This window comes from Flavobacterium sp. CYK-55, assembly GCF_018413465.1.
Classification (GTDB): domain Bacteria; phylum Bacteroidota; class Bacteroidia; order Flavobacteriales; family Flavobacteriaceae; genus Flavobacterium.
Window position 1 is genome coordinate 95,885 of record NZ_JAHCDK010000003.1, and the last position, 13,129, is coordinate 109,013.

The following is a 13,129-nucleotide window of genomic DNA, read 5'->3' on the forward strand; positions in this document are numbered from 1 at the left end:
TGTACGGTTTTAAACATGACTAAATTGAAGTTGACTGAGGTTTTTATAGGTTCCGTTTTCAATAGACATGAGCTCGGAATGTGTTCCTTGTTCTGTAATTTTTCCTTGGTCGAGAACAAGGATAGAATCTGCAGATCGAATCGTTGAAAGACGATGCGCAATGATGATGCTCGTGCGCCCTTGCATCAAAACTTCAAGCGCTTCTTGAACCAATTTTTCGCTTTCGCTGTCGAGCGATGAAGTGGCTTCGTCCAAAATAAGAATACTCGGATTTTTCAAGAGTGCGCGCGCAATGGCAATGCGTTGGCGTTGCCCGCCCGAGAGTTTGATACCGCGTTCGCCCACAATGGTCTCCATTTTTTCAGGAAAACCTTCAATAAAGTTGAGTGCATTGGCTTGTTGTGCAGCTAGGTTGATTTCGGCATCTGAGGCTCCGGGTTTTCCGTAGGCGATGTTCTCGCGAATGGTTCCGCCAAATAAAATTACATCTTGTGGTACAATGCTCATGTGGCCGCGTAAAACTTCAAGCGGATATGCTGAAATATTTTTTCCGTCAATGAGAATGTTTCCGCCCTCAATATCATAAAACTTCAAAAGCAACGAAGCTATGGTTGATTTACCCACACCACTCGGGCCGACAATGGCAATTTTTTGACCGTGTTTGGCCTCAAAACTCACGTCTTTTAAAACCTGAACTTCTTTTCTGGACGGATAGCTAAAAGCCACTTTTTGAAATGAAACATTGCCGTTGATTTTGTATTCTTCTTGGGTTTGACCAATCTTTTCGGGTGTTTCTTCAAGCAATTCAAACACGCGTTCGGTAGCGCCGATGGCTTTTTGAATCTGAGCATATAGTTCGGCAATTCCGCCAAATGAGGCGCCCACAAAAGTTGAATATAATACAAACGAAATGAGTTGACCAACACTCATTTCTCCGCTGATGCTGAGTTGTACGCCATACCAAACTACCGCGACAATGGATCCGAACAAACAAAAAATAATGAACGAAGCAAAATAACCGCGATACTTTCCGCCTTTGATGGCCAGATTTACGACTTCGCGCACTTTGGTGGCATATCGGGCAATTTCATAAGCTTCATTGGCAAAGGCTTTAACGATGCTGATGCCTTGTAAGGTTTCTTCAACAATGACTTGGCTTTCGGCCACTTGATCTTGTACTTTTTTTGAATACTTGCGGATGAATCTCCCGAAGATAACCGCTGCAATAGCCACGAGTGGAACTACCGCCAACATGAGTAAAGTAAGTTTAAAACTTTCGCTGGCCAATAGAATGACGCCTCCGATGATTAAAATGAACTGTCTTAAAAATTCAGCAATGGTAGAGGTAAGGGTGTCTTGAATTTGTGAAATGTCAGCGCTGATGCGGCTGTTGAGTTCGCCCACGCGCTTGTGAGAGAAAAAGGTCATTGGAAGTTTGACCAAGTTTTCATAAAGCGCTAATCGCAAATTGGCCAAGGTGTTTTCAGTAAAATTGACAAACAGCGAAAGCCTGAAAAATGAAAAAAACGATTGCAGAAATAAAATGCCCACTAAGCCCAGCGCTATGTTGTTGGCCATTTTTGTATCGTGGTTTTTGACACAATCTACCAACATACCCATGAGTTTTGGGAAGGCAAGAGCGGTGGCTCCGGTAAGGATTAAGAATATTAGCCCGACAAAAAATTTCCACTTGTGATTGCCGGAATATTTAAAAATCATCGCTGCTTTTTGCAAAGCACTTGAGGTAATTTTTGATTTGGGTAAATCGTTTTCTTTAAAACGGGCCATAAAATATAATTTGCCTCAAAAGTAAGCTACTGTTTTTTGTGCCGCAAAGCACTTGTGTACAGCTGGGTAAGAATTAACAAATATTTAGTAGAATATTTTTCTGTGTTTAGACTTGCAGTTCTGAATTCTAAATGTATATTTGCACCCACCTTTAAGGGCGATTAGCTCAGCTGGTTCAGAGCACCTCGTTTACACCGAGGGGGTCGGGGGTTCGAACCCCTCATCGCCCACAAACAAAAAAAGCAGTCTGTTTAGGACTGCTTTTTTGTTTTATAATTGAGTTGTTTTACGGAGTACTGTAAAAAACAAAGTTGTTATAGTTAGCTTCCCAGATTACGTAATCAGAACTATCGACTGCACCATCACCGTTGAGATCAGTAACAAAATCACCAAAACTAAAGTTGTTGTAGTCTGATTCCCATAACACATAGTCAGTAGCGTCTACAATACCGTCTTGTGATAAATCGCCTGAGTAGATACCCCAAACCCCAGGTTCTAATAAAATCATATTTGAACCATATGCTTTATTAGCTGAGTTAGAAAAGTCATAACTTGTGGTTGTCGCAGAAAGGGTTATCGGGCTAGCGCTCCAAGTTTCGATACTGTTTCGGTGTTTGACAACAATATAATATGAGCCAATTTGTGCAGGACTAAAAGTACAAACAGCGGTTCCATCTGTTTTAATGGTAGATTGAACTGTAGTTACTAATGCATAAGTAGAAGGATCTCTTAGTTCAATATCAAGGTTGTCGGTATCAGTTGTTGAACTGGATGTTCCTTGATTAAATTTAACCGCTTGCATTTGATGCGATGCTGTGTTGTAAAATCCTTCAATAAAAGCTTTTATGTTAAGTGTATTGCTGGCAGCTAAAATTTGGACTGAATAGTCTTCGACTTGTCCGTATGAGAAAGTCTCGCAAGCTGTAGGAATTGCGTTGTATTTCATAGAAACACGCATGCGGGTAACACCTGTTGTGGCTGTTGTTGGAATTGTAAAAGTTCCAACAATAGGAGTGGTAGTTGATGCAGCACGTGTGTATACTGTTTCACCAGCATCTACAAAATCACCATCGCGATTGTAATCAATAAACACTGCATAACCTTCACTAAAAGTAGATCCGGTCCAAGTTGGGGTAATGGTGATGGTTTGACTTGAGCCCAAATTAACATTGGTTGAAAGATTTGTAAAATCGGTATAACCAGAACCACCTGTTGAAACATTGTCAATCGTACCCATTTGAACACGACCAATAAGCTCATCAGCTACACTGTTTCCTTGTGAGGTACAGTAAGTGAATTGGGCTGTGGTAACTGTGTATGTATTACTCGCTAGAGATACGTTTCCGGCAGCATCTTTTGCTTTTACCGTGAAGCTATAGGTTGTTAGTGGCGTTAGTCCAGTTACGGTATAGTTACTGTTGGGTGTATTACCGAGCAATGTTGCACCTTGATATACATCATACGAGGTAACACCAACATTATCGGTTGCTCCAGTCCAAGTCAACAATAATCCTGTACTGGTAATATTGGTACCACTTAAAGTAGGTGCTGTAGGAGCTGTAGTATCTGGTGCTTGTGTAGTTACACTGACCACATTACTCGCTACAGAAATATTCCCGGCAGCATCTTTTGCTTTTACAGTAAAGGCATAGGTGGTTGCTGCGGTTAATCCGGTTACGTTGTAGGTAGTAAAAGTGGTATTACCGAGTAAAGTAGCTCCTTGATAAACATCATATGAAGTTACCCCTACGTTATCTGTAGCTCCTGTCCAACTTAAATTGGTTGTGGTCATGGTGGTTCCGCTGGCACTTAATGTTGGAGCGGTTGGTGCTGTGGTATCTGGAGCAGCAGTGGTTACACTCACGGTGTTGCTCAAGGGTGAAACATTTCCATCAGCATCTTTTGCTTTTACGTTAAAGGTATAGGTAGTTGCAGCCGTTAAACCGGTAGCCGTGTACGTTGTATTTTGAGTGGTGGTCAACAAAGCTCCGTTTCGGTATACTTCATAGTTGGTTACCGCTACATTATCGGTAGCGCCCGACCAAGAAAGTTGCGTAGTTGTTGAAGTTGTATTTGATGCAGTTAGTGTTGGAGCAGTTGGCGGTGTGGTGTCGGCTGTTCCGGCAGTGATTGTAAAATTAGTATTGGATATGTCGTAAAAAATATGATTTGTTCCTCTGATCATAATGCGGTTGGTGGTTCCGGGGATGTTCGGAATAGAGATGGCTTGTGTCCCGTCATTTGCAGTAGCTGAGGCCAATACAATTGGGAAAGTGGTTCCGCCGTTGGTCGAGAGCAATATATCTACATTGGCACAATTCACTCCGTTGGCGGTAGTTCCGGCTACGTTCCATGTAATGGTTTGACTGCTGTTACCCACATAAGAAACTGCGGTATTGGGTGCTGTGATTGCAAATGGTCCCGCAGTTGCATTGACTGTTACAATCATATCATCGCTGTTGTTGGCGCCACCATTGGCTTTGTTGTCGCGTACGGTTAATCTAAAGTTTAAGGTTCGCGCAACCGATGGTATGGCTTCAACAGTTACCTCTGACCCGGCAGTAGTTGTGACCCCGGTTAAAACTGATGCTAGAATTGGAAAAGACCTACTCGGACTGGTAGTCGGATTATAAGATCTGAAGTTTACACCTGAAGTTTTGGTAGCACTCGGAGCTGTAGCATTGGTTTGATTGTCAAATTGCTCCCAACAGTAGGTGAGTGTATCTCCGTTGGCATCAGTACCTACACCGGTTAATAAAAAAGGAGTACTTTTAGGGACCGTATAATCTAAACCGGCATTGGCTGTTGGAATAGCATTACCGGTATTGATGTTAGTTGAACACGTTTTGGTTTTGATGTTGTTGGTTACTTGTTGAATACTAATAGCATGAAAATAGGCATCTGAGTGTGGCTGAACATCAAGAGAAGTAATTCCTGCATAACCCATAATTGTAGAGCCTGAACCCGGTTCCATTTGTGCTCCGGTACCTTCGTTTCCGCCATGCGTCCAAGTGTGATTAGCACCAAATTGATGCCCCATTTCATGGGCTACATAATCAATGTCAAAATTATCCCCTTGCGGTATACCATCACCTGGCGAAGTAAAACCGCTACCTTTATTTTCATCAGTTGTACTAGCTGTATCATCAACGCAAATACAACCGATACAACCGGCATTACCACCGCCGCCACTAGCTCCGAACAAGTGTCCGATATCATAAGCAGCGTTGCCTATAGTATTGGTTAGGTTGTTTTGCAATTCTGTATTCCAAGCTCCGCCAGATCCGGTTGCAGCTGCAGAATATGGATCGGTTGCAGCGTTGGTATAAATCAGTACATCATTGTTGGCAATGAGATTCATATGCGAATTAAAGTCCATTTCGAAAACGCCATTGACACGCGTCATGGTGGCGTTCATTCCGGCAAGTGCCAATGCTTTGGTTCCGCCAAAATAAGTGGTGTATTCTCCGGTAACGGACAAGGCCAATCTGTAGTTTCTCAATATACCATCATCAGCGTTGGGTCTGGCCGCGATGTTTGATGATCGGATGGTTTGTTCAGGCATGCTTTGAACCATACGGCACTCAAATTTGCTTAGCCCTTGAACCTTATCGGCTTTGTTGTATACTGCATAACTGCTCAAATCTGAGGTATAAGGCTCAATAAAAACGGCCGAACGATCAGCTTTGAGCAACATACCTTGAAACCCAAGTGGCGATAAGCTACAATAGATAACTGCACCGGGATTGTCTTGGCTTTGTCCGACATAAGATTTGATTTCAGGATATTTAGCGGCTAATGCCGGATCCATATTCGAAAATTGATAAAATGCAAACTTTTCTAATTTGCCTTCAGCATTTGGAATTTCAGCAATGATTCCCTTTTTCTGCATGGATCCAAAACGTTCAGGAGCATTTTTTAAAGCAACTTGTAATGCATTTAAATCTAAAGTGTACAGTTGAAATTTGGTTAAGTTCTTTTTGTTTTCGATGATTTTGGTTGGATCGATAACTTTTGATGAAGTGTTCCAAATTGCATTTTGAGCAAAGCCAAATGCCGATGCCATCATAAGAATGGCCAGTAGTTTATTTTTCATAAGATTTGAATTTATGAGAGAGAAAATTCAGTGCACAAATTTAAACAAATAATGTTCTCTAAAAGGCTTTAAATCAGATATAATTCTAAAAAAAACAATCAAGCTGATTGGATATAAAAAAAATCTGGCTTTTAGTGTTCTCTCGAGATGTAGACCCATCCGGTTTTGTTTTTTCCGGAATAAAAATCGATGACATAAAAATACACTCCATCAGGCAAGTAATGATCATTGTAGTCTTTGCCTGACCATTCTTTTTTGTAATTGCTTTTGGCATATACTTCGGTACCGTATCGATTGAATATTTCTAAACGTTTAACATCTAAATTGCTCAAATCAAAAGAGTCGTTGAATGTGTCTTCGTTTGGTGAGATTCCTTTGGGTATTTTACAATTGACACTGGTTACAACAACAGTTTGTTCTCGGGTACAACCGTTGATTTCTTTGACTACTTTGTATGTTCCTTTTTCGGAAATTAAAACTGATGAATCTGTGCTGATGATTTCATTTTGTTCATTATACCAAGTAAAATGACTGTCTTCAACCACTTCAAAAAGCTTAACGCTGAGCACTAAATTATCATCAATACAATCAGAGTGAACTGTAAAATCAGGTACTTCGATGATGTTTATTGTTAGCATATAAAGGCTAGCACAAGTGTTTACCAATGGGTAAAAGGTATAAAGGGTTTCACCAACAGTAGAATAATCAATCGTTGCAGGTGACCAATAACCATAAATACCATTGTCTGAAATTTCTGGAAGTGCTATCGGAGGTGTTTCACTGATGGGTCTGTAACAGCCGGTCATATATGGACCAAAATCAAAAACTGGTGTTAGATTATTCTCAATAATCACCACTTCAACAGTTGTGGCTTGTGCACATTGATTTTCGTTTGGAGTAAAGGTATAGGTTGTAGTTGCTTGATTGTTGAACGTTGGAGACCAAATTCCTGAAATACCTTCACTAGACAGTGTCGGTAATGGATTGCTGGTGATGTGTCCGCTACAGAATGGACCAATTTGACTGAAGGTTGGGGTTGTTTTCGGGTTGATTTGAACCGTCATTTGCACTGTGCCGGCGCATTGTCCTGGATTGGGAATAAAGGTGTAGGTTGTAGTTTGATGGATGTCAAAAATGGGTGTCCAATGTCCTAAAATACCATTTTCAGAAAATAATGGCAAAGGGTCACTGATATTTTCTCCGGCACAAAATGGGCCTACTTGGGTAAAGGTTGGCGTAATGTTGTTGTCATTCACAGTTACAGTAAATTCAACAAAACCAGCGCACTGACCAGGATTGGGCGTAAAGGTATAAACCGCTGAGTTTGTATTACTGACTACTGATGGCAACCAAGTTCCGGTGATTCCGTTAGGCGAAGTGTTTGATAAAGTCGGAACGGTTCCGCCGCTGCAAATGGTTATGGCGGGTGGAAAATCAGGAACCACCTGATTGTTTACTGTAATGGTGACGGATTTTGTCTGTATACAATTTGTAGTTGGCCCCACAAAAGATAAATCGTCTAAAGCAAAATCATTACCGGTGAGTACTGTGTTTTTGTCTAACAATACAATATGAGCTATTGTATTATTTCCTGAATTCCAAGTGTAAGAGCGATTAACCCAAGTAAGGGTGTTGTTAGGGGCGGTATCGATTCCGATAGAAGAACCATTAATTGTTACTTCTAAATTAGCCGGACTCGGCAAGGCCGCTGTTCTTACCCAATAACTAAAAGTATAATTTTGGTTAGGTGTTACCGGAACTGATTGTGACCAAACTTTATCATTTCCTGAATTTTGCGGCGAACCATCAACCACCATCATCAGTCCGTTGTTTCCGGTATGGTCACCAAACAAAGCAAATCCGCTTTCCCAAGTTTGTGGATTGGTTACTATACCATAAGCGCGTTGGGCACCGGTAGGATTGTTGGGTGCGTAATAGATATAATTGGTCACAAAACCTTGGTTTCCCAATGAAAAGTCATGGTTGAAGATGAGATTTCTATTAATTGCTACATCAGAACTTACCGAATAAACAGTTGTTTGTAAAGGACTTACCAGCTGACTTGCAGCCGATGGATTCAGGTTGTTATCAATAGGGTTTGAAGTCCATTGGTAACCCGAATTACTACCGCTGACTGAAAGTGTTGTTGTTTGATTTGGGCATATGGTTGTGGGTTGGCTTAGGATTAAATTTTGGGGTTCACTCAGAACAATATCGTTGATGTGAATTTCACCATCGGCTCCTTCAAGGATATTGAGTGTATAAGTTCCGGCGGGCAATCCGGTAAAAATACCTGTTCCGTTGTTGGCTGAAACAGGACCAGTAATCCAAAAAGTATAAGGCGGATTTGCTCCTGAACCATAACCGATAATTGAACCATCTTGGGCTCCGACACAACTTGGGTTAATCGTTGAATATTCAAGGTTAAAGGGCTCAGGCGGACCAAACAATGCAAAATCATCAACGGCAAAATCGTTTCCGATGGTTTGGGTATTGTTGTCCCAAAGCTCAATATTGACACAATTGTTGGTAGCTGTAAAGGTGTATACAACTTCTTGCCATCCGTCTGCCGGCAATGGTGCAGTAGCGCTTCCGGCAAAAAGAGTAATATTGCTTGCTCCAATAATTTGATAACCAATGATGGCCTGACTGTTGGGTCCGGTAACTTGTGTAGAGACTGATTTGATCCAGTAATGAAAACTATAATTAGCGCCAGGAGTTAAATTGCAAATGCCTTCGCCGTTGTTACCCGCGCGCCAGAATCTTTGTTGTCCGCCGGTTGATGTTGCGTCAACCACCAACATATTTCCGGTGCCTGTGGTGTGATCGCCTCCTGAAATAAAGAATGCCGTATTCATGGGTTGCGGATTATTGGTCACCGAGTAATTTCCGGGCGAAGTTGTCCCCGAATAAGGCGGGTTGATGTTGTTGTAAAAACTACTGTTGATACTGAATCCGACTCCGTTGCCTCCGTTTTCGAAATCGCTGTTGTTGAGTAAATTTTGCGCCTGAATATTTTGTATGCAAAGACACGTAAACGCAAGCAGAATTTCTATTTTTCTTTTCATAGCTTAAAAAGTGATTTTGAATCAGATGCTTGTTGAATGATTCAAATTTAAAAGATTATCGTTTAATCTTTTACTTTAAAGTATGAATAATGGTTGTTTAAGAGAAATTTCTTTAGGCTATTGATTAAGAAAATCAGCAATTTACAAGAATGCCTGAAGAAATTAAGGTTTGGTTACTTGAGTCAATACTGCGCGATTTTCATAGTTAACCACTTCAAGAGTTATGCTTTGCTGTTTGCTGTTTCTGCCTTCAATGATGTATCGTTTTCCGCCTTTGGCCACTGCGATATTGCTTTTATCAAAGTCAACATCTCCGTAAGTAAGCGAGTTTTTGATATCGGTAGAATCAACTTGACATTGCTTCATTTGCGCGACAGCCTTGGGCGAAAATTCAAAAGGTTTGGTGCGCATATTATTGAGCACACGTGCATTTGGAAAATAATTGCAACGCGTGTCTTTACCCATAAATACAGCAGTTACAAAAAACAATCCCAAGGTAAAACCAATCAAATAATAGGCAAAGCGGTAACGAAAACTCATGTTGATTTTTTTTGCAAAGGTAGCGTAAAGCTTCTTTAAAAAACAATTAAATTAATATCGCTGTCAGGTAAATTAAACCAATCGCCTATAGCTTGATTGGTCAGGATTCCGTGGTAGAGATACACGCCGTTTTTGAGTCCTTTATTGCAGCGAATGGCACTCTCGATTCCGCCATCTTCAGCCACTTGTAGTAAATAAGGTGTTATGATGTTGCTGATAGAAAGCGATGCTGTTTTTGAATACCTCGAAGGAATATTGGGCACGCAATAATGAATCACACCACTTTTGACAAAGGTTGGTTTTTCATGGGTGGTGATTTCTGAAGTTTCAAAACATCCACCTGTATCAATGCTCACATCAACAATCACAGCGCCCTTTTTCATGTGTTCTACCATAGTTTCTGTAACCACAACAGGGCAACGGTCTTTTCCGCGCATGGCGCCAATGGCGGCGTCACATCTGCGGAGCGCTTTGAGTAATGATTTGGGTTGAATGGTTGAAGTAAATATGCGCTGATTTAAATTGTTCTGCAATCTGCGGAGTTTGGTGATTGAATTGTCAAAAACTTTGACATTGGCTCCGAGTCCGAGTGCGGTTTTTGCGGCAAATTCACCGACGGTTCCAGCGCCCAAAATCACTACATCAGTGGGCGGAACTCCGGTGATGTTCCCGAAGAGTAAACCTTTGCCAATCATAAGTTCGGCAGCCACCAAAATAGAAGAAGTTCCGGCAATTTCACTCAGCGATTTTACGGCAGGATATGAACCGTCTTCATCTTTGATGAATTCAAAAGCCAAAGCTGTGATTTTCTTTTTGGATAGCTCTTCGAAGTATTCTTTTTTTCTGGTTTTAAGCTGAATGGCCGATATGACGATGGTTTGCGAATTGACCATTTTGATTTCGTCCATAGTCAGCGGTTCAACTTTGAGCAACATCGGACAACCCAATACTTTTTGTGTATCATTGGTGATTTCTGCTCCGGCATCACTGTATTCTTGATCGGTATAACTGGCGTTGAGCCCGGCTCCGGCTTCCATCATTACACGGTGTCCGTGCGATGTTAATGAATTTACAGCGTCAGGGGTTAAGCATATTCTGCGTTCTTGATAGCTGGTTTCTTTGGGAATTCCGATAAAAAGTTCGCTTTTGTGACGGGCAATTTCAAGTTTTTCTTCTTGCGGAAGCAGTTGTTGTTTGGTAAACGGAGTTAACGCCATGATGTGTTGTATTCAATAATGCCGGTCTAAGTTATAAAAAAGATGAAAGCAGCCCAAGCAAATCTTATCTAAATTCTATTTCACGACGACCATCAGCCAGTGATCGGATTTTGATAACGCTGTGCTCATTTGGTATGAGCGTCGGAATTTTTTCGGGCCATTCAATCAAGCACCAATGCCCGGAGTATAAGTATTCGTCAATGCCCATATCATAAGCTTCGGCTTCGGTTTTTAGTCTATATACATCAAAATGATACACCGGATTTCGGTTGCTGTCTTGGTATTCATTAACGAGCGAAAACGTTGGGCTGCTAGTTGTGTTTTCAACGCCCAATTTTTTTGCTAACGATTTGATGAATGTAGTTTTACCAGCGCCCATTTCACCAAAGAAGAGGATTACTTTGTGTGGTTTTTGGTCTAATACTTTTTGAGCAGTTTGTTGTATTTCGTCTAATGAGAATGTAATATTCATAAAGTTTATTTCGGGTTGAATACCAAAAATGGAACAATCATTTCTTCGAGTGAGATTCCACCGTGCTGATAGGTATTGCGGTAGTAACTTACATAATGATTGAAATTGTTTACATAGGCCAAAAATAAATCATTCTTGGCAAATATGTATGAACTGCTCATATTGATGGCCGGAAGCCCAATTTTTTTTGGGTCGCGAACCGCATAAACGTCTTTGTCTTCGTAGGTCAAACTGCGACCGGTTTTGTAACGAAGGTTTAAGCTGGTGTTTTTGTCACCAATAACTTTTGATGGATTTTTGACATTGATGGTTCCGTGGTCGGTAGTAATTATTAATTTGAAGCCAAGTTTTTGCGCTTGTTGAATGATTTCAAGTAAAGGTGAGTTTTTAAACCAACTCGAAGTGAGTGAACGATAAGCCTTGTCGTCTGAGGCCAGTTCTTTGATTACTTCCATTTCGGTTTTGGCGTGAGATAACATATCGACAAAATTATAGACCACTGTGATGAGTTGATTGTCTTTGTAGGCTTTGAAATTCTCGGCCAACTTTTTACCGCCGGCCAAGCTGGTAATTTTAAAATATTCTTGTTTTATATTCAATCCCAGACGTTTAAGGTGTGCTGTTAAAAATTCTGCTTCAAATAAATTTTTACCACCTTCGTCTACGTCGTTCTTCCAATATTGCGGGTATTGTTTTTCCATTTCAATAGGCAATAAACCTGAAAAAATAGCATTTCGAGCATATTGAGTTGCCGTAGGTAGAATGGCATAATAAGGAACTTCTTTCTCGAGCTTATATAAATTGGTTACGGTGTTTTCAATTGATTTCCATTGATCGTAGCGCATATTGTCAATTACTACAAACAAAATCGGGCGGTCTTTTTTGGTGATCTCAGGAACCACTAATTCTCTAAATAGAGTGTGTGACTGGATGGGCTTGTCAGTTTTGGAATTTTTGCTGTTTCCGGTGCTTGGTTCAAACCAATCTTCGTAGTTTTTCTCGATAAACTTGCCAAACTGCATATTGGCTTCTACTTTTTGCGATTCGAGAATTTCAATCATACTTTGGTCTTGAATATTTTCTAGTTCAAGCTCCCAAAACAGAAGTTTTTTGTAGCATTCAACCCATTCTTCGTAGCTATTGACCATGGCCATTTCCATTGCAATTTTTCGAAACTCTTTCTGATAATCAAGTGTTGTTTTTTCAGAAACTAATCTTGAATGGTCAAGGTTTTTTTTGATGCTCAGCAATATCTGATTTGGATTAACAGGTTTAATGAGATAATCAGCTATTTTTGAGCCTATGGCTTCTTCCATAATATACTCTTCTTCACTTTTGGTAATCATGATTACAGGCGTTGAAGATTTTTTTTCTTTGATTTCAGCCAAAGTTTCCAAGCCGCTCATTCCTGGCATATTCTCATCTAAAAAAACAATATCAAAATTTCCTGTTTCAAAGATGTCAATTGCATCACGACCATTGTTGCATGTAGTTACGTGGTAATCTTTTTTTTCTAAAAATAGAATATGAGGTTTGAGTAAATCAATTTCGTCATCGACCCAAAGAATTTTTATCGGATTCATGTATTTGAATTTAAGTTGCCAATTTAACACTTTTCAACGGTGTGTTTTCAAAAAAATTATATGGTGGCTTAGAATCATTTTTTATATTTGTTAGGCCAAATCTTACTAAATACCTTAAACCATGGGATCTATCTTTAGTTTCATCATCGTTATTTCAGCCTCAATTATTGGAGGCTATTTTATTCACGAAATGTTTCAGTATGTTTCTTTTTTCGGTTTGACTCAGAAACAGCAAATCGTCAAAGCCATAGAAGCTGCGCAACGCAAAAAAAATGCTATGAAAGATTCGCATTTTGAATCCCTCAATGCTGTAACAAATCCGGAAATTAAAGACTGATGTCGCCGGATTATTAATTTAAAATTCA

8 protein-coding genes and 1 tRNA gene are annotated in these 13,129 nt (G+C 40.3%); 2 read left to right on the top strand and 7 right to left on the bottom strand.

The annotated features are described in order from the left end of the window. Nucleotides 1-9: 9 nt before the first annotated feature. Complete coding sequence (locus KIH23_RS05000) at nucleotides 10-1,788, bottom strand: ABC transporter ATP-binding protein (protein ID WP_213211607.1); 1,779 nt, start codon at nucleotides 1,786-1,788, stop codon at nucleotides 10-12. A 155-nt stretch (nucleotides 1,789-1,943) separates the two neighbouring features. Between KIH23_RS05000 and KIH23_RS05005 the strand changes: the two genes are divergently transcribed. After that, nucleotides 1,944-2,018 (top strand) — tRNA-Val (locus KIH23_RS05005). Nucleotides 2,019-2,074: 56 nt separating this feature from the next. Here KIH23_RS05005 and KIH23_RS05010 read toward each other — a convergent pair. From KIH23_RS05010 to KIH23_RS05035, 6 genes are all read right to left on the bottom strand, one after another. Next, a complete protein-coding gene (locus KIH23_RS05010; protein WP_213211609.1) occupies nucleotides 2,075-5,884 on the bottom strand; it encodes a reprolysin-like metallopeptidase in 3,810 nt (1,269 codons plus the stop codon). Nucleotides 5,885-6,015: 131 nt separating this feature from the next. Then, on the bottom strand, nucleotides 6,016-8,952 hold the full coding sequence (locus tag KIH23_RS05015; protein WP_213211611.1) for a gliding motility-associated C-terminal domain-containing protein: 2,937 nt from the start codon (nucleotides 8,950-8,952) through the stop codon (nucleotides 6,016-6,018). A gap of 162 nt (nucleotides 8,953-9,114) precedes the next feature. After that, nucleotides 9,115-9,492: a DUF4258 domain-containing protein gene (locus tag KIH23_RS05020; RefSeq protein ID WP_213211613.1), complete on the bottom strand. Its 378-nt coding sequence runs from the start codon at nucleotides 9,490-9,492 to the stop codon at nucleotides 9,115-9,117. A 35-nt stretch (nucleotides 9,493-9,527) separates the two neighbouring features. Continuing rightward, nucleotides 9,528-10,709, bottom strand: a complete 1,182-nt coding sequence (locus KIH23_RS05025) for an alanine dehydrogenase (protein ID WP_213211615.1) — start codon at nucleotides 10,707-10,709, stop codon at nucleotides 9,528-9,530. A gap of 64 nt (nucleotides 10,710-10,773) precedes the next feature. Further along, nucleotides 10,774-11,181 carry a tRNA (adenosine(37)-N6)-threonylcarbamoyltransferase complex ATPase subunit type 1 TsaE gene (tsaE, locus tag KIH23_RS05030; protein WP_213211616.1) on the bottom strand — a complete coding sequence of 136 codons (408 nt, stop codon included), beginning with the start codon at nucleotides 11,179-11,181 and terminating at the stop codon, nucleotides 10,774-10,776. Between the two features lie 5 nt (nucleotides 11,182-11,186). Continuing rightward, nucleotides 11,187-12,764 (bottom strand): response regulator, encoded by a 1,578-nt coding sequence (locus KIH23_RS05035; protein WP_213211618.1) that lies wholly within the window; start codon nucleotides 12,762-12,764, stop codon nucleotides 11,187-11,189. A 121-nt stretch (nucleotides 12,765-12,885) separates the two neighbouring features. Between KIH23_RS05035 and KIH23_RS05040 the strand changes: the two genes are divergently transcribed. Beyond that, nucleotides 12,886-13,101, top strand: a complete 216-nt coding sequence (locus tag KIH23_RS05040) for a hypothetical protein (protein WP_213211620.1) — start codon at nucleotides 12,886-12,888, stop codon at nucleotides 13,099-13,101. Nucleotides 13,102-13,129 lie beyond the last annotated feature (28 nt).

Excerpts from the sequence above, each read along its gene's own strand:
- tsaE (WP_213211616.1), bottom strand. The coding sequence starts at position 11,181 with ATGAATATTACATTCTCATTAGACGAAATACAACAAACTGCTCAAAAA.
- KIH23_RS05010 (WP_213211609.1), bottom strand. The coding sequence starts at position 5,884 with ATGAAAAATAAACTACTGGCCATTCTTATGATGGCATCGGCATTTGGC.
- KIH23_RS05000 (WP_213211607.1), bottom strand. The coding sequence starts at position 1,788 with ATGGCCCGTTTTAAAGAAAACGATTTACCCAAATCAAAAATTACCTCA.
- KIH23_RS05035 (WP_213211618.1), bottom strand. The coding sequence starts at position 12,764 with ATGAATCCGATAAAAATTCTTTGGGTCGATGACGAAATTGATTTACTC.
- KIH23_RS05020 (WP_213211613.1), bottom strand. The coding sequence starts at position 9,492 with ATGAGTTTTCGTTACCGCTTTGCCTATTATTTGATTGGTTTTACCTTG.
- KIH23_RS05040 (WP_213211620.1), top strand. The coding sequence starts at position 12,886 with ATGGGATCTATCTTTAGTTTCATCATCGTTATTTCAGCCTCAATTATT.
- KIH23_RS05015 (WP_213211611.1), bottom strand. The coding sequence starts at position 8,952 with ATGAAAAGAAAAATAGAAATTCTGCTTGCGTTTACGTGTCTTTGCATA.
- KIH23_RS05025 (WP_213211615.1), bottom strand. The coding sequence starts at position 10,709 with ATGGCGTTAACTCCGTTTACCAAACAACAACTGCTTCCGCAAGAAGAA.